13 protein-coding genes are annotated in these 17570 nt (G+C 70.5%); 6 read left to right on the forward strand and 7 right to left on the reverse strand.

The annotated features are described in order from the left end of the window. Positions 1-96: 96 nt before the first annotated feature. Positions 97-372 carry a twin-arginine translocase TatA/TatE family subunit gene (gene tatA / locus ACNQOV_RS08130; RefSeq protein ID WP_022906152.1) on the reverse strand — a complete coding sequence of 92 codons (276 nt, stop codon included), beginning with the start codon at positions 370-372 and terminating at the stop codon, positions 97-99. A gap of 256 nt (positions 373-628) precedes the next feature. Next, entirely contained in the window at positions 629-3406 is a 2778-nt protein-coding gene (locus ACNQOV_RS08135; RefSeq protein WP_416394084.1) for a glycoside hydrolase family 2 protein, read from the reverse strand. Between the two features lie 217 nt (positions 3407-3623). On the opposite strand from ACNQOV_RS08135, the gene ACNQOV_RS08140 reads away from it, so the two are divergent. Both ACNQOV_RS08140 and ACNQOV_RS08145 read left to right on the forward strand, forming a co-directional pair. Next, the gene (locus tag ACNQOV_RS08140; protein WP_022906154.1) at positions 3624-4022 is read left to right on the forward strand and encodes a hypothetical protein; all 399 of its coding nucleotides are present in this window, start codon (positions 3624-3626) and stop codon (positions 4020-4022) included. A gap of 83 nt (positions 4023-4105) precedes the next feature. Further along, complete coding sequence (locus tag ACNQOV_RS08145) at positions 4106-4936, forward strand: aldo/keto reductase (RefSeq protein ID WP_416394085.1); 831 nt, start codon at positions 4106-4108, stop codon at positions 4934-4936. A gap of 221 nt (positions 4937-5157) precedes the next feature. On the opposite strand, the gene ACNQOV_RS08150 is transcribed toward ACNQOV_RS08145, so the two are convergent. Then, complete coding sequence (locus ACNQOV_RS08150; RefSeq protein WP_416394086.1) at positions 5158-6300, reverse strand: class I SAM-dependent methyltransferase; 1143 nt, start codon at positions 6298-6300, stop codon at positions 5158-5160. A gap of 107 nt (positions 6301-6407) precedes the next feature. Here ACNQOV_RS08150 and ACNQOV_RS08155 point away from each other — a divergent pair, with 107 nt between their 5' ends. Next, on the forward strand, positions 6408-8324 hold the full coding sequence (locus tag ACNQOV_RS08155) for a hypothetical protein (RefSeq protein ID WP_416394087.1): 1917 nt from the start codon (positions 6408-6410) through the stop codon (positions 8322-8324). Positions 8325-8342: 18 nt separating this feature from the next. On the opposite strand, the gene ACNQOV_RS08160 is transcribed toward ACNQOV_RS08155, so the two are convergent. The 4 genes from ACNQOV_RS08160 to dnaK all read right to left on the reverse strand — a co-directional run bounded on the left by ACNQOV_RS08160 (position 8343) and on the right by dnaK (position 12439). Continuing rightward, positions 8343-8753 (reverse strand): heat shock protein transcriptional repressor HspR, encoded by a 411-nt coding sequence (locus ACNQOV_RS08160; RefSeq protein ID WP_031261684.1) that lies wholly within the window; start codon positions 8751-8753, stop codon positions 8343-8345. A gap of 126 nt (positions 8754-8879) precedes the next feature. Continuing rightward, complete coding sequence (locus ACNQOV_RS08165) at positions 8880-9890, reverse strand: DnaJ C-terminal domain-containing protein (protein WP_416394088.1); 1011 nt, start codon at positions 9888-9890, stop codon at positions 8880-8882. A gap of 23 nt (positions 9891-9913) precedes the next feature. Next, positions 9914-10573, reverse strand: coding sequence for a nucleotide exchange factor GrpE (locus ACNQOV_RS08170; protein WP_022906160.1), 660 nt, complete (start codon positions 10571-10573; stop codon positions 9914-9916). Further along, positions 10574-12439, reverse strand: a complete 1866-nt coding sequence (dnaK, locus tag ACNQOV_RS08175) for a molecular chaperone DnaK (RefSeq protein ID WP_022906161.1) — start codon at positions 12437-12439, stop codon at positions 10574-10576. It abuts the gene before it with no gap. A 284-nt stretch (positions 12440-12723) separates the two neighbouring features. Between dnaK and ACNQOV_RS08180 the strand changes: the two genes are divergently transcribed. From ACNQOV_RS08180 to ACNQOV_RS08190, 3 genes are all read left to right on the forward strand, one after another. Further along, positions 12724-15462, forward strand: coding sequence for a hypothetical protein (locus ACNQOV_RS08180; protein WP_416394089.1), 2739 nt, complete (start codon positions 12724-12726; stop codon positions 15460-15462). Between the two features lie 159 nt (positions 15463-15621). Then, positions 15622-16056 carry a DUF3060 domain-containing protein gene (locus tag ACNQOV_RS08185; RefSeq protein WP_416394090.1) on the forward strand — a complete coding sequence of 145 codons (435 nt, stop codon included), beginning with the start codon at positions 15622-15624 and terminating at the stop codon, positions 16054-16056. A gap of 109 nt (positions 16057-16165) precedes the next feature. Then, the gene (locus ACNQOV_RS08190) at positions 16166-17533 is read left to right on the forward strand and encodes a polysaccharide biosynthesis tyrosine autokinase (RefSeq protein WP_402265308.1); all 1368 of its coding nucleotides are present in this window, start codon (positions 16166-16168) and stop codon (positions 17531-17533) included. Positions 17534-17570 lie beyond the last annotated feature (37 nt).

Consider the following 17570-nt stretch of genomic DNA (forward strand, 5'->3'; position numbering starts at 1 on the left):
CTGGGGACGACCTGTGGACGACTCGTCCGACGTGCACGACGAAGCCCCCGCGACCGACGGGGTCGCGGGGGCTGCCGACAGGACGGGGCTGGGGTCCTAGTTCCTGGAGTCCGAGTTCGGCTGGACCGACGGGCCGGGGTTGACCACCGGCTGCGGGGCGGGCTCGGCCGCGGTGTTCGTCACCGTGGTGTTCTGCGCTCCGGCGTCGGTGCCCTTGGCCTTCTTGTCGTCGTCACCCATCTCCTTCTTGAAGATGTTGATCGACTGCCCGAGGCCCTTGGCGAGCGCCGGGAGCTTGGTCGCACCGAACAGCAGGATGATGATCCCGAGGATGATCAGCAGGTGTACGCCACCGAGGTTTCCGAGCATCATGACTCCTTGGTATCTGGATCTGGTCGCCGTCTCCGAGTCACCGTCGACGCGTGCGGCGGAAGTCCGTCGTGCACCCATCGTAACTCGCACCGGTCAGGAAGCCCAGGCGGGCCCCGGAACGGACACCGTTCGCACAGGCAGGCAGAACGACAGACGGGCAGCCAGCCGGGCAGGCGGCAGTCAGCCAGGCAGGCAGGCAGGCAGCCAGTCAGCAAGGCAGCCAGTCAGCAAGGCAGCCAGTCAGCCAGGCAGCCAGTCAGCGTGCGAGCACCGCGTCGAGGGTCCAGGCCACCGGCGCTGCCGAGAGCGCCGGGACGTCCGCCTCGGTCACGCCCCGCAGGCGGTACGCGACGCGCTCCCCGGGCAACAGCGTCATGAAGCCACGGTCGACGGTGCCGCCGGCAGCGACCCGGTCCGGCTGGAAGAGCAGATCGCGGACGAGCCCCTCCGCCTCGACGACGAGGTCGAGCCCGTCGCCGTCCGCCGCAGGGGTGAACGCCGTGCGGTAGCGGGCGGGCTCCCAGCGCATCTCCTTGTCGGGTGCCGGCGTCCAGACCGCACGTCGCCAGTCCATGTCGGCGACGACGAGTTCGTTCGTCGGGTCGTCCACGACACCGACCGACTCCGGCAGCGCCACGACGGCGACCCCGGCGGCGGACAGGTGGACGGGCAGCGAGACCTCGGCGAGGACGGTGCCCGCCAGGGTGATGCGCCGGACCCGGACGACGCTGTCGTGACCGGACCGGGTCGAACGGACCGCGATCTCGATCGGCGAACTGCCGAACGCCCCTGGCGACACCCCGAGGGAGAGCGTGTCCGCCAGGTCGCCCAGATCAGCCGTCTCCCCGCCGGCGGCCGACGAGGCGCCGCGATCCGCGCCTCCCGGCTGCTCCGACCCGTCCACCGGACCGGACCCACCCGCCTGGCCGGACCCGACGCCGGACCCGACCGCCTGGCCGGAGCCGACACCGGAGCCGACACCGGAGCCGCCCCCGGACCCGACGCCGTCACCGACCGCAGCCGCGACCGACGAGACCGGACGGATCGTGAGCAGCACGTCGTCGTAGAGCCGCCGTAGCTCGTGCGCGAGCGGCTTCAGCCGCCCGGCCGAGTCGATCGCCGACCACGACGAGACCGGCCACAGGTCGTTCAGCTGCCACACGACGACACCCGTGTTCCGGGGCCAGTGCGTCCGCCAGTGCTCCACGCCCGTCGCGATCGCGCGTGCCTGCTGGAGCTGCGTCAGGTAGTGCCACCGGTCGAACTCGGCCGGGGCGACGGAACCGAACCGGGGTGCGAGCCCCCGCTCGAGCTTGCCCATGCCGTCCGCCGCCTTCTGGTGGTGGACGACGCCGGGCGAGTCGACGGCGAGCGGCGCGTCCCGCACGGCGTCGCGGAGCGTCCGCCAGGCGGGCGGTGCCTGCCAGCCGAACTCGGACACGAAGCGCGGCACCGACTCGCGGTAGGCGGTGTCCGGCAGGCGGTTCCAGACCTCCCACGAGTGGTGCGTCTCGTGGTCGACGTCGTTCGCGAAGAGCGACTCGGAGCCCGACCACGGCGACGCGACCGTGTAGAAGCGGGACGGGTCGACCGCGTCGACGATGGTCGGCAGCAGGTCGAGGTAGTAGTCCAGGCCCCAGCCGCGGTCCCCGAGCTCGGCGGCCCAGCCGTCGACCTCGTGCAGCCAGATGTTCTCGTTGTTCCCGTTCCAGAGCACGAGGGACGGGTGCCGCGAGAGCCGGGCGACGTTGTCCCGAGCCTCGGCGATGACCTCGCTGCGGATCGGCTCGCCCTCGGGGTAGGCCGAGCACGCGAACGGGAAGTCCTGCCAGACGAGCAGTCCGAGCTCGTCGCAGACCTCGTAGAAGTCGCGCGACTCGTAGACGCCGCCACCCCAGACGCGCACGAGGTTGACGTTGAGGTCGGCGGCGGCGCGCAACCGCCCCTCGACGCGGTCCCGGGTGACCCGCGAGACGATCACGTCGTCCGGGATCCAGTTCACGCCCCGGACGTCGACGAGGGTGCCGTTGACGTGCACGTTGAACGGCTTCCCGACCCGGTCCGACGTCGTGTCGATGCGCGTCGAGCGGAAGCCGGTGCGGAAGGTCGAGCGGTCGAGGACCTCGCCGTCGACCGTCTGCAGCTCGACCACGACGTCGTAGAGCTCCTGTGCGCCGTAGCCGCGCGGCCACCACCGCTGGACCTCGGGCACGCGCACGGTGACGACCGTCTCGTCGTCCTTCGGCGTCAGCTGGGCGCGGGAGCGCTGCCGCGTGGTCCCGCCGTCGGCCGTCCCGCCGCTCACGGTGACGACGAGCACGAGGTCGTCGTCCTCGCCGTCCTGGTCGAGGTCGTTGAGTCCCGAGCGCTCGACGGTGATGTGCGCGTCGAGCACGCCCTCCCCCGCCTCGACGTCGACGAGCGGCCGGACGTCCCGGAGCCTCGCCGTGGACCACCGCTCGATCGCGACCGGTCGCCACGGACCGCTCGTCACCGCCGTCAGCCCCCAGTCCCAGCCGAAGTTCGACGCCATCTTGCGGATGTACGGGAACGGCTCGTCGTACGGACCGGGCATGCTGCCGGCCTTCGCGGCGACGCGTCCGGCCTCGCGGTAGGGCGACTCGAACAGGATCTCGAGCGTCTTGCTGCCGCGGCCGACACCGCCGGTGGCGTCGCGCGCGTCGAAGCGGTACCGCCGGTGCATGTTCCGGGTGGTCCCGACCACGACGCCGTCGAGGCTGAGCTCGGCCACGGTGTCGAGTCCGTCGCACACGAGATCGACGCGTTCGAAGCCGCGCGGGTCGACGTCGACGGTGCGCTGGTACGACCAGTCCGCCCGTCCCACCCACTTCCCCGCGTCCTCGTCGCGGTCGAACGTCGGGTCCGCCAGCAGGCCCGCGCGCTCGAGGTCGGTGTGGACCTGCCCCGGCACGGTCGCCGGGATGACGCGGCCCGCGACGCCGTCCGGCGCACCGGGGCCCTCGGCCAGGGTGACGGTCCAGTCGTCGCGGAGTTCCTCGCGTTCGAGGGTCATGCGGGTCCTTCTCTTCGGCGGAGGGGTCGGTGTCCGCCACGGTCGGGGCGCCGGCCGGCGGCCCGCCCCGGGGCCGGGGTCTCGGCCTGGAGGCGCTGCACCGGTCGGCCGGGCGTCGTCGCGTCGCGCGCGCGGACGCTGGTGCGATCGCGCGTGGGGGTGCCCGGCGATGCTAGTACGGCGACCTTGCAGGACCGCGAGTGGCAGGCTGGGGAGCGTGATCAGTGTTGCACTCGCCACCGCCCTGCGTGACGCCGGACTCCGGTGGCACCCGACGACGGGCGACCGGTTCGTGATCGACAAGCCGGGCGTGGACGACGACGTCTACACGGTGTCCGAGATGACCGTGGAGCGGCACGACTACCCGTCCGGCACGGTGCTCGGGTTCAACGGCACGACCGAGTGGGCACTCGACTCCGTGGACGCCGCCGAGTCGCTCTGGCTCCCGCGCGAGGACCAGCTGCGCGAGCTGCTCGGGCCGGCGTTCGTGTCGCTGTCGGCCGGCTTCACGGTGGTCGCGACGATCGACGGTGCTGATCGTTCGTTCACCTCGGACGACGCCGCCGAGGCCTACGGGCTCGCGCTGCAGGCGTACATCACGGCCGCACTGGCCTAGCGGGGTACGTCGGACGCGCGACGGCGCGCCCGGCCTGAACGTTCCCGGAATGCGGGCTGGGCGCGCTTTGGTTGACTCGGACCATGACCGTTCCGAACATCACCCTGAACGACGGCAAGACCATCCCGCAGCTCGGCTTCGGGGTCTTCCAGATCGACCCGTCGGAGACGAAGGACGCCACGCTCGCAGCGCTCGAGGTCGGCTACCGCCACATCGACACCGCCGAGATGTACGGCAACGAGAAGGAGGTCGGCGAGGCCATCGAGGCGTCCGGCATCCCCCGTGAGGAGATCTTCGTCACGTCGAAGCTCAACAACGGCTTCCACGACCCCGAGGCGGCGCTGGAGAACGGGAAGAAGTCGGCCGAGCTGCTCGGCGGCTACACCGACCTCTTCCTCATCCACTGGCCGCTGCCCACCAAGTCGGACTTCGTGCCGACGTGGAAGGCGATGGAGGAGCTCTACCGCGGCGGCACCGCCCGCTCGATCGGCGTGAGCAACTTCCAGGCCCACCACCTCAACCGCCTCGCGGCTGAGACCACGATCACCCCGGCCGTGAACCAGATCGAGGTGCACCCGTACCTCACGCAGGACGAGCTCCGCGCCTACGACCGCGAGCACGGCATCGCGACCGAGGCCTGGTCGCCGATCGCGCAGGGCCTCGTCCTCGACGACGAGACCATCACGCGCATCGCGGGCAACATCGAGAAGACCGCGGCGCAGGTCGTCCTGCGCTGGCACATCCAGCGCGGCGACATCGTCTTCCCGAAGTCGGTCACGCGCGCCCGGGTCGAGGAGAACTTCGCGATCTTCGACTTCGAGCTCTCGGACGACGACATGACCGCGATCTCGTCGCTCGACAAGGGCCACCGCACGGGTCCGGACCCGGACACGTTCGACTACATCCCGGCGTAGGCGGGGCAACGAGAGCGGGGGGGGGCGCGCGCGCCCCCCCCCCCCCCCGCCGGGCCCGGGTGCGCGGCCCGGGTCCGCCGCCGCGTGGCCCGGCCCGGGGGGCGCCCCCCCCCCCCCCCCCCCGCTCTCGTGTCCGGTGTCCGCGTCCGGTGTCCGCGTCCGGTGTCCGCGTCCGGTGTCCGCGTCCCGCGCGATGCGTCAGGCGCGACGCGTCAGGCGCGTCAGGCGCGACGGGACGCGGTGACCGTGAACTTCGGCGTGCGGACGACCTGCCTGGTCGTCCCGACGAGCCGCTCCAGGACCGGCCGGTAGCGCAGGTGCGAGTTCCAGACGCACCACAGTTCACCGCCGGACTGGAGGATCGTGGCCGCGTTCCGGAACATCGCCTCGGCCGCGTCGGTGGACACGGTGGTGTCCTCGTGGAAGGGCGGGTTGCAGAGGACGAGCTGCGCGGACCCCTCGGCGAGTTCGTCGCCGGCGTCCGACCGGACCACCTCGACCCGGTCCGTCACGCCGTTGGCCCTGGCCGTGGCGATCGTCGACGCCACGGCGATCTGCGAGACGTCCGTGGCGACGACCCGGATGCCCGGACGGCGCCGGGCGAGCGCGGTCGCGATCACGCCGTTGCCGCACCCGAGGTCGACCGCCGTGCGGGCGGTGGGCACGGCGCCGTCCATCGCGTCGAGCAGCACCCGCGTGCCCTGGTCGAGCGAGGTCCCGGCGAACACGCCACCGTGTGCGACGAGGGTCATGCCGAGGTCGTCGACGTGCACGGACCGCGGCCAGGGGTTCGTCGCGTCCGCCCGTGTCGCCTGTGCGCGGAGCGGGTCCTGCGCGATGAGCAGCCGCGACTTGCCCCGGCCCCGGGACGCCGTGACCTCGCCGAAGTACCGGCGCAGGACGTCGTTCTGCGAGAGGTTCATGTGCTTCGACACCCCGCCGCACAGCAGCACGACGTCGGGCGCGGCGAACCTGGCGACGGCACGGGCGAGTTCGTCGAGCCGGTCGTTCGACTTCGACAGCCGGAGCAGGACGAGTCGCACGTCCCGGAACGCCTGCTCGAGCGAGCCCGGGTGGTGGAAGCCCCGCCGACCGAAGGTCCCGGCGTTGGCCTCGAGCGCGCGCACGCCGACCAGGGAGTCCTGCACGACCCGGACGTCCGAGGCGCCGTGCAGGGTGATCGCACCGAGCGTCAGCACGCCGTACCGGTCGTCGACCACCGCGACCTCGCCCGGCTGCCGGAGCGCGTCGCCGTGCACGTGCGGCGCCTCGTCGAGGATGAACCGGTCGGTGCCGTCGATCGCGATGAGGTCCGGCGCGTCGTCGTGACGGCGGCGGAAGAGGTCGGCGAAGTCGGGTGGCACGGCGCCAGCGTACCGGTCCGGCTGTTGCCAAGCGTTGCCAAGACTTTCACATACGGTGTTCCACATCGATATGTTGCAGAGGTCCTGTTCGACTCCGAAGGAGCCTCATGCAACTCACTGTCCCCACCGCCCGCGCGCGCTGGATCGCGGTCGGCGTCTGCGTCACCGCGGCCATCGCCGCCGGCGGCGCGACCTCGGCGTCCGCCGCGACGACCCAGGCCGACGGCGACCAGGTCGTCGGCCCCCTCGTCACCGAGACGTCGTCCTTCCAGGGCGCACCGGCGTTCGCCGCACCGCTGCCGGGCGCCGCCGGTCAGGAGATCGCCGCGAACCGTGCGGCGACGCTCGCCGGCGCCCTCGACCGCGCCGTCGACTGGTACCTGCCGGCCCCCGGCACCGTCGGCCCGGTCCGCCCGGTGTCCGCGCCCGACCTGTGCCTCAGCGCCGCGACCGCGACGGCCGGCATCAACTCCCGCGTCACGCTCGAGTCCTGCGTGGACGGCGCCGTCGAGCAGCGGTTCTCGCTCGCGAGCAACCAGGGGTCGAACAACCCGATCGGCACCGGTCTCCGTTCGGAGCGCAACGGCGGCTTCCTCGGGCTCTACAACAACGACCCCGTGATGCGACTGCAGGTGAAGGAGATCGCCGACCGGCTGCCGAACGTGGCGGACTTCCTGCCGGCCTTCGACGCCCGGATCGACCGCATCGACACCCTGGCCCGCACCGCGTTCCTCAGCGGCCGCGGCACCCCGAACGCGCAGGTCCTCGTCGACGGCGCGAACGCGGTGTCCATCGGCACCGACGGACGGTGGACCGCGGTCGTCACCGGCCTGGCGTTCGGCACGAACACGATCCGCCTCGAGCAGTACGTCGGGCCCGACCGCACCGGGTCGACCACCCTCACCGCCGTGCTGGCCGCCGACGAACTGACCTTCACGACGACGTTCTCCCCGATCCGCGACACCCCCGTCCAGGCCGCCGGTACCGCCCACCCGGGCGCGACCGTCCAGCTGCGGGACGCCGCCGGCACCGCGCTCGGCGCCCCGGTCACGGCGAACGCCACCACCGGACGCTGGTCGACGACCATCCCGGCACCGAACGCGGCCGGCACCTACGCCGTCACGGCGACCCAGTCGCTCGCCGGCCTGGTCGACTCCGAGCACGCGGTGACGCGCGACGTCGACTACGGCGCGGGCGTCGCGGTGGAGACCCCCGCCGACGGTGCCGCGCACGCGGGCGGACCGCTCGAGATGTCCGGCACGGGCGAGCCCGGGTCGACGATCGAGGTGCACGACGTCACGGGCGGCACCGACCGCATCGTGGGTCGCGGCACCGACGTCGTCGCGCCGGACGGTCGCTGGACGCTCACGACCGACGACCTCGACCGGGCCGAGCACGTGCTCCGCGTCGTGCAGTCCTCGCGCGGCGCGAACACGACAACCGCCCAGGTGACGATCAACCCCGGCTCGAACGGCAGCCTCGCGCCGGTCGTGCTCACGTCGCCCCGCTCGGTGACCCCCGGACTCTCGAACACGTTCCGCGGCACCGCCGAGCCGGGTGCGACCTACCGGGTGCTCAACGTCTCCGGCACCCAGATCGTCCCGGGCACGCTGACCGTCGGCGACGACGGCACGTGGGAGTTCGAACGCGTCGTGTCGACCGGCGCCACGTCGTTCCAGTTCGTGATCGAGCAGACGAAGGACGGGCAGACCGAGACCTCGGAGCTGTTCTCGATCGACGCGAACCAGGGGGTCGCCCCGGTCGTCGTGACGACGGACGCGGTCCTCCCCGGCTTCGTGAACACGTTCGAGGGCACCGGCCCCGCCGGCGCGACCTACGAGGTGCTCAACGCCTCCGGCACGGTCATCGTCCCCGGTCGCCACACCATCGGTGACGACGGCTCGTGGTCGTTCGACCGGACGGTGTCCGCTGGGTCGCTCCGCTTCGGCTTCAAGCTGCGGGTGACCGTCGACGGCTCGACCTACACGACGCGGCTCTACGACCTGCCCGCGGCGACGCGGTGACCCGCTGTCGTTCGGTCGTCAGCGCGGAGGCCGCCACAGCACGATCTGCGTGTTCCGCTGCGGCCGCACCCCGGCGCGGAGCGGAACGGCTCCGCCGGTGGCCGAGGCCGCGAACACGCGCGCACCCGGCCGGTTGATGAGCTGGTCGGCGAGCGCCGTCTCGAGCTCGGAGATCCGTGATCGCAGCGCCCGGTTCTCGTTCTCGAGCTCGAGCACCCGACGGATGCCCTCGAGCGAGACGCCCTCGGACCCGAGCTGTGCGATCTCGCGGAGCTGGGCGATGTCCCGCATCGAGTACCTGCGGGACCCGCCCCGGGTCCGCCCGGGGACGACCAGACCGAGCCGGTCGTACTGCCGCAGCGTCTGCGGGTGCATCTCGGCGAGCTCGGCGGCCATCGCGATCGCGAAGACGGGCGAGTTCTCGTCCATGTCGGTCATGGCGTGTTCCTTCCGTCGTCCGCGTGGTGGTGGAAACCAGCCTGGAGGCTCGGCGAGCGTCCGTCAGGAAGCCGCGCCGAGCCTCCAGGCCGGGTTCATCGCTGTTGTTGCGTGACGCTAGTCGCGCGCCTTGGCGAGGAGGTCCTCGCGCGGGTTCTCGTCGGGCAAGACGTCGGCGAGGGCCTCGACGGCCTCGCGCTGCTTGTCCGACAGGTGGGACGGCACCGCGACCTGGACCGTCGCGAGCAGGTCGCCCGTGCCGTTCTTGGTCGTGACGCCGCGACCCTTGACGCGCAGGACGCGACCAGACGGGGTGCCCGGTGCGACCCGGAGCTTGACGGTGGAACCGCCGAGCGTCGGGACCTCGATCGTCGCGCCGAGGGCCGCCTCGACGAACGTCACGGGGACGTCCAGCCGGAGGTGCTGCCCGTCACGCTCGAAGACCGGGTGCTTGCGGACCGTGACGGTGACCACCAGGTCGCCCGCCTCGCCGCCGTCGGGCGACGGTTCCCCGCGCCCGCGCAGTCGGATCTTCTGCCCGTCCGCGACGCCCGCCGGGATGCGGACGTTCACCGGACGGCCGTTGCCCTGCGAGAGCTTGACGGTGTCGCCCGCGATCGCGGTGGTGAAGTCGAGGGTCGTCGTCGCCGTGACGTCGCGACCCTTCGTCGGCCCACCGAAGCCCCGGTAGCCGCCGCTGGACTGGCCGAAGCCACCGCCGCCGCCGGCTGCGCCGGCTCCAAACATGCCGCCGAGGATGTCTTCGAAGCCGCCGGCTCCGCCCTGGCCGAAGCGGACGCGTTGCCCGCCGCCGCCCTGGCCGAACATGCCGCCGAAGACGTCCTCGAAGCCCCCGCCCTGGCCCGGGCCACCCGCGGTGAAGCGGGCACCCGAACCCATGGCGCGGACCTGGTCGTACTCCTGGCGCTGCTCCTTGTCGGAGAGGACCGAGTAGGCCTCGCTGATCTCCTTGAAGCGGTTCTCGGCGGCGGCGTCACCCGGGTTGGAGTCCGGGTGGTACTGCCGCGCGAGCTTCCGGTAGGTCTTCTTCAGCTCAGCGTCGCTCGCCGTCTTGTCGACGCCGAGGACCTTGTAGAAGTCCTTGTCGAACCAGTCCTGACTGGCCATGAATCCCTACCTCCTCCCCGCGCTCAGGCCGGGACCGCCACCGCGACCTTGGCCGCACGGAGGACCCGCTCGCCGAGCTTGTAGCCCGGCTCGACGACGTCCGCCACGGTCTGGCCGGTGGCACCGGGTGTCGGGAGCTGCACGATCGCCTCGTGGATGTTCGGGTCGAAGGACTCGCCCTTCTCGCCGATCTGCACGAGCTTGAACTTCTCGAAGCCGCCGCGGATCTTCTGTCCGATGACCTGCATGGGCCCCTCGGCGAGGTCACCGTGCGCCTCGGCACGGGTGAGGTCGTCGAGCGCCGGCAGCAGTGCCCGGACGACCTCGGCGATGGCGACCTCGCGGTTGGCCTCGCGGTCGCGCTCGACGCGCTTCCGGAAGTTCACCAGCTCGGCCTGCGCACGGAGCATGTCCGCACGCATCTCGGCCACCAGGTCGCGGTCCTCGGGGCTGAGCTTGTCCTCGGCGATGCCGCGCGCGGCGTCGGCGAGGAGCGCTTCGTCCTCCGGCGAGAGGTCGTTCTCGGCGTCGGCGGCCGGGCCGCCGGCGGCGGGGCCGTCCGTCGGGAGTTCGACGTCGGGCCCCTCCGCCTCGATGAGGTCCTCGGGCTCGGCCGCGTTGGTGGCGTCGCCCTCGACCTGGGGTTCGTCCTCGTTCGGCACGTTGTCCTTGGGGTCCGTCATCTACTTCTTGTCCTTGTCGTCCTCGTCGTCCACGACCTCGGCGTCGACGATGTCCTCGTCGTCGGCCGGCTGCTCGCCAGCGGGCTGCTCGCCACCGGCGGCACCGGCTGCTGCGTCCTGCTGGGAGTAGATCGCCTGGCCGAGCTTGCCCTGCGACTCGTTGAGCTTGTCGAAGGCGGTCTTGACAGCCTCGTCGTCCTCGCCCGCGAGTGCCGACTTCAGGGCGTCGACGTCGGCCTGGACCTCGGACTTGACGTCCGCGGGGAGCTTCTCGTCGTTCTCCTTGATGAGCTTCTCGATCGAGTAGACGAGCTGCTCGGCCTGGTTGCGACGCTCGTTGGCCTCGCGGCGGGCCTTGTCCTCGGCCGCGTGCTCCTCGGCTTCGCGGACCATGCGCTCGATGTCCTCCTTCGGCAGCGACGAGCCGCCGGAGATGACCATCGACTGCTCCTTGCCGGTGCCCTTGTCCTTCGCGGACACGTGCACGATGCCGTTGGCGTCGATGTCGAAGGTGACCTCGACCTGCGGGACGCCGCGGGGGGCCGGGGCGATGCCGGTCAGCTCGAAGGTGCCGAGCGGCTTGTTGTCACGGGTGAACTCACGCTCGCCCTGGAAGACCTGGATCGCGACGGACGGCTGGTTGTCGTCGGCGGTCGTGAAGGTCTCGCTCCGCTTGGTCGGGATCGCGGTGTTGCGGTCGATGAGCTTCGTCATCAGGCCACCCTTGGTCTCGATGCCGAGCGACAGCGGCGTGACGTCGATGAGGAGGACGTCCTTGCGCTCGCCCTTCAGGACACCGGCCTGCAGCGCGGCGCCGACGGCCACGACCTCGTCCGGGTTGACGCCCTGGTTCGGGGACTTGCCGCCGGTGAGCGACTTGACGACCTCGGCCACGGCGGGCATGCGGGTCGAACCACCGACGAGCACCACGTGCGCGATGTCGTTGACCGAGACACCGGCTTCCTTGATGACGTCGTTGAACGGCTTCTTCGTGCGGTCGAGCAGGTCGGAGGTCATCTGCTCGAACTGGGCGCGCGAGATGGTCTCGTCGAGGTTGAGCGGACCGTCGGCCGTCAGCGTCAGGTACGGGAGCTGGATGCTCGCCGACATCTGCGACGAGAGCTCCTTCTTCGCCTGCTCGGCGGCTTCCTTGAGGCGCTGCTTGGCGATCTTGTCGGTCGACAGGTCGACGCCGTGCTCGTCCTTGAACTTCTTGACGAGGTAGTCGACGATGCGCTGGTCCCAGTCGTCGCCACCGAGGCGGTTGTCACCCGAGGTCGCGCGGACCTGGATCGTGGAGAAGTCGTCGTCCTTGCCCACCTCGAGCAGGGAGACGTCGAACGTGCCGCCACCGAGGTCGAAGACCAGGATGAGCTCGTCTTCCTTGCCCTTGTCGAGGCCGTACGCCAGCGCGGCGGCGGTCGGCTCGTTGATGATGCGGAGGACGTTCAGGCCGGCGATCTCACCGGCGTCCTTGGTGGCCTGGCGCTCGGCGTCGTTGAAGTACGCCGGCACGGTGATGACCGCGTCGGTCACGTCCTCACCGAGGTACTGCTCGGCGTCGCGCTTGAGCTTGCCGAGGATGCGGGCCGAGATCTCCTGCGGCGTGTACTTCTTGCCGTCGATGTCCGTCGTCCAGTCGGTGCCGATGTGGCGCTTGACGCTGGCGATGGTGCGGTCGACGTTCGTGACGGCCTGGCGCTTCGCGGTCTCGCCGACGAGCACCTCGCCGTCCTTGGTGAAGGCGACGATCGACGGCGTGGTGCGCATGCCTTCGGCGTTCGCGATGACCGTGGGCTCACCGCCCTCGAGCACGCTGACGACCGAGTTGGTGGTTCCGAGGTCGATGCCTACTGCACGTCCCATGTGTGGGTGCTCCTTCTGTTGGTACTCGTGATGCTGAAGTCGTTGGACTTGCGTCCGATGGACTCAACCTTACTCCGGTGCACCTGGGCGTCAAGATGACACCCTCGGAACTTGCCATGAGTCGACTCAAGTCGTTGGCGATCGCGGATGTTGTATTTCAGTGTTCGGTTTGATATTCTGGTACGGCAGCGGGGTCTCCCGCGAACATCCACCGCGAGCCGCCGACGGCCCGATCGTCCGAGCGAGAGCACGCGGCCCGACCCCCTCGAAAGGGATCACCAACCATGTCATCCAAGAAGAAGCGTCTCGCGAAGGGCCTGGGCGCCGGTGCGCTCGCCGTCGCGACGATCGTCTCCGGCCTGTCGTTCGGTGCGGCTTCCGCGTCCGCCACGACCGGCTCCGATGAAGTGCTCGGGACCATGAAGTTCCTGACGGGCACGTCCGGCATCATCTCGACCGAGGACTCCAAAGGTCTGCCGTACGCCATGTGGCAGAAGTCCTCCAGCGCAGCGCAGGCGTCGCGGCGGGCGACGTCCTTCGACATCCTTCCGAGCGAGCAGTACGGCGCGTACAGGTATCGCTCGCAGGACTCCGGGTTCTGCCTCATCTTCTCCTCGCCTCTCTCCTCCACGTCGGGTTCGGCCCTTCGCGAGGCCCCCTGCAGCTTGAGCTACACAGCAATCCACTTCGAGAACGGTTCGTTCTACGGCGAGGACTATGGCGTGCCGGGAACGTGGTCCGCTCTAACCACGCTGAATCACACCTGGCAGTCCGGAAATGAGTCGCTCACCGCCGCTGTGGGATGGCCGGGTAGAGCCGGGAACACTTCGTGGAACGACCTCCCGCCGCTCCTCGGCGGGGTCGCGAAACTCACGGCCGCCGGACGGTTCGACGCGGACAACTCCAAGCCCGCGGAGTACTCCGGCACCGCGAACCCGAACACCCGGATCGAGATCCGCGACCTCGGCAATACCCTGGTCGCGTCGACGACCTCGGACGCCAAGGGGAACTGGGCGGTCGAGATGCCGGCCCCGAACATCCAGGGCAGCCTGTACACGGTTCGGGTCAACCAGATCGTCAACGGCACGCCCACCGGCAACGTGGCGATCGACCTGCAGTACGGCACGCGGGTGTCGATCACGTCGCCCGCCGATCGGAGCGAGGCACCCGCTGGAGCAATCGCCGTCAGCGGCAAGGGTGAACCGAACTCACGTGTCGATCTCTTCGACAACAAGTCGGCCACGCCCGTCGCTACGACCACCGTGTCCCAGACCGGCGACTGGTCCTCCGACGTGGACCTCAAGCAGGGCGAGAACGTGCTCGAGGCCTCGCAGCTCTCGAAGGGGGCCCGCACCACGACGGCGACCGTGACCGTGAACCCGGGTCAGTCCGCGCTCACCGCGGCGGAGATCACCACCGACGAGTACACGCCGGGGCAGCGCACCACGTTCGCCGGTACGGCGACCGCCGGCGCGACCGTCGACATCCTCGACGGCAACGGTTCGGTCATCGTCGGCGGCGTGCGCGTGGCCGAGGACGGTTCGTTCTCGTTCCAGCACACCCCGGCCGCGAACAGCACCGAGTTCTCCTTCCGCGTCCGCCAGACGCTCGGCGACGCCACGCGTACCGACGGTCCGTTCACGATCGACGCCACGGTCGACGCGTTCGCTCCCGTCACCGTCAGCCGTCCGGCGACCGTGACCGCGGGTGTCGAGAACGTCTTCTCCGGCACCGCGACGCCGAACGCGACCTACCGGGTGCTGAACGCGTCGGGCAGCCAGATCGTCCCGGGCACCTTCACCATCGACGCGGACGGCAACTGGACGTTCCGTCGTGCGGTCTCCACCGGCGCATCCAAGTTCGACTTCAAGCTCGAGCAGACGCTGAACGGTGAGACCCGTACGTCGCAGCTGTTCAGCATCCGCGCGAACGCCGGGTACACGGTCACGAACACGACCCGCGCGGTGCGTCCGGGCGTGAACAACACGTTCACCGGTACCGGCCCCTCCGGTGCGTCCTACCGCGTCCTGAACATGTCGGGCACCCAGATCGTCCCGGGCACGTTCGACATCGACGGCCAGGGCAACTGGACCTTCGACCGAGTGGTGTCGCTGGGCGCTCCGAACTTCAAGTTCAAGCTCGAGGTCACGACGGCGGACGGGGCGACGTTCACCTCGCCGCTCTACACCGTGAACGCCGCCTCGCTCACCCCGGTGACGGTCGACACGACCGAGGTCTTCCCCGGTCGCCAGAACACCTTCGAGGGCACCGGTGAGCCCGGCGCGACCTACTCGGTGCTGAACATGTCCGACACGGTGCTCGACCCGAGCATCGAGAGCACGTTCCGCGTCGGCCAGGACGGCAAGTGGGAGTTCAAGCGAGTCGTCTCGATGGGTGCGGCGAACTTCAAGTTCAAGATCCGTCAGACCCTCAACGGCCAGACCACGACGAGTGACCTGTTCACCATCGACGCCGCCACCTTCCAGGCCCCGACCGTCGACAACGAGTACGTGAACGCCGGCATCTGGAACACGTTCACCGGGACCGTCACCCCCGGCGCGACGATCCGCGTCCTGAACACCTCGAACAACGAGCTCTCGGGCGTCACCGACCTCGTGGTCGGCGCGGATGGCAAGTACTCGTTCAAGCGGATCGTCGGTGCGACCAGCACCAAGCTCGACTTCCGCATCGAGCAGACGCACCTCGGCAAGACGATGATCGGTGACACCGTGACCCTGCAGGCCCGCACCGCGGACGTCACCATCGACAACACGACGGTGACCCCGGGTCGCGTGAACACCTTCACCGGCACGGCCACCCCGGACGCGACCTTCCAGGTCTTCACCGTGGGCAACGTCGGCGACGCCCCGCTCGCGAGCGGCACCGTGTCGGCGCAGGGCCGCTTCGCCTTCGACCGCACGGTCGGCGCCGGCGCCACCTCGTACGCCTTCAAGATCGTCCTCACCAAGGACGGCAAGCAGAGCGTCTCGGCTCCGTTCACCATCACGGCCAGCACCCGCTGACCGAACCCCACCACGGCGACGGCGCCCCGGGGCCCCCCGCCCCCCGCGCCCGCGCGCCCCCCCCCCCCCCCCCCCCCACGCCCAGATCAAGAAAACGACCGCCCCCCCCCCCCGCGCCGCCGTCGCGCACGCCCGCAGCACCACCCGAAGGACCAGATCATGAACTCGACCGCAATCCGCACGCTCGCCGCCGCCTCCCTCGCGCTCGTCGCCGCCGTCGGCCTCAGCGCCTGCACCGCGAACTCGTCCGGCGGGGACCAGAAGCCCACCGCTACCGCCTCGGCTTCCACGAAGGTCGCCGAGACGCAGTACAACGACTGCATCGACGGGTCCCTGCAGATCTTCGACGACAGCAAGGACGCCAAGCCCGCCACGTTCGGCGACTGCGCCGGCGCCAGCATCATCTCGTCGGGGCGCACCATCACGCTCGGGACGGTGCCGACCCTGACCGTCGAGGGGCAGAAGAACACGGTCGACGTGACCGGCGTCAAGTCCCTGACCGTCCTCGGCAACGAGAACACCATCACGTACCACGGCACCGCGCCGAAGGTCGACGACCAGGGCAAGGGGAACGCCATCAAGCCGGCCGGCTGATCCACCGATCACCGGCATCGAAGGGCCTCGCACGTGCGGGGCCCTTCGTCATTGTCATTGCTCATGTGATGTATTACACTGAGTACGTCAGCCCGAACGAAGGACCGCCATGAACGCCTTGATGATCGCCCGAGCCCTGCTCCGCAGCTGGTGGATCCTCGCCACGTGCGCCGTCCTCGGCGTCGCAGTCGCGGCCCTGAGCAGCGCCACCACGACTCCGACCTACCGCGCGTCGACCTCGTACTACGTGTCGGTCGCCGGCCAGGACGCGTCGACCGCCGGCGAGATCGCTCAGGGTTCGACGGCGGCCCAGCAGAAGATCAAGTCGTACGTGCAGCTCGCCTCGTCCCCGCGGGTGCTCACGCAGGTCATCGACGAGCTCCACCTGAAGACCACCCCTGCCGAGCTCGGGCAGCGGGTCACGGCGAGCGTCGGGACCGGCACGGTGATCATCTCGATCGCCGTCACGGACACGGACGCCGAAGACGCCGCCCGCACCACCGAGGCGATCGGCTCGACCCTCGCGTCGGTCGTCAGCCAGATCGAACCCGAGATCTCCGCGAAGACCCCGTCGGTGCGACTCGAGGAGATCACGCCGGCGACCACGCCGAGCTCCCCGGTGGGGCCGAAGACCGCGGCGAACATCGTGCTCGGCTTCGCCGCCGGCCTCGCCGTCGGTGCAGCGCTCGCCCTCCTGCGGAGCGGGCTCGACACCCGGGTCCGGACCGCCGACGACCTCGAGGAGGTCGGCCTGCCGCTCCTCGGAGACATCGCCTTCGACAGCGACGCCGCCGCGCATCCGCTCATCGTCCGCGACAACGCCGGGAGCGCTCGCAGCGAGGCCTTCCGGGCACTCCGCACGAACGTCCAGTTCCTGCGGTCCGACGGACCTCGGACACTCGTCGTCACGAGCGCCCGCCCCTCCGAGGGCAAGACCACGACCACGGCGAACCTCGCGGTCGCGATGAGCCAGGGCGGCCTCCGCGTGGCCGTCGTCGACGCGGACCTGCGGCGTCCGAACCTCGCCAACGTCATGGGCGTCGAGGGTGCTGCCGGCCTCTCCGACCTGCTCGTCGGTCGCGCCGAGCTCGAGGACGTCCTGCAGGAGTGGGGCGAGGACGGACTGCACGTGCTGCCGGCCGGCACCATCCCGCCGAACCCCAGCGAGCTCCTCGGGTCCGAGGCGATGGAACGCGTCCTCGACGTCCTCACCGACCGGTTCGACGTGGTTCTCCTGGACACCCCGCCGGTCCTCGCCGTCACGGACGCCTCGATCCTCAGCGCGCTCGTGTCGACGACCCTCCTCGTCAGCGCAGCCGGTCAGACGAAGCGCACCGAGGTGCGACTCGCGACCGAGGCGCTCGAACGAGTCGGACGACAGGCCAGCGGCGTCGTCCTCACCAAGACCAAGCACGCGCGACGTCAGGGCGGCTACTACCGCTCGGAGTACGCAACCGTCACCACCCCGTCCGCCTGACACGCCACCCGACAACCCGACAACCCGACAGGAGCCA

The sequence above is a fragment of the Curtobacterium sp. LFS084 genome (genome assembly GCF_047977705.1).
GTDB lineage: Bacteria > Actinomycetota > Actinomycetes > Actinomycetales > Microbacteriaceae > Curtobacterium.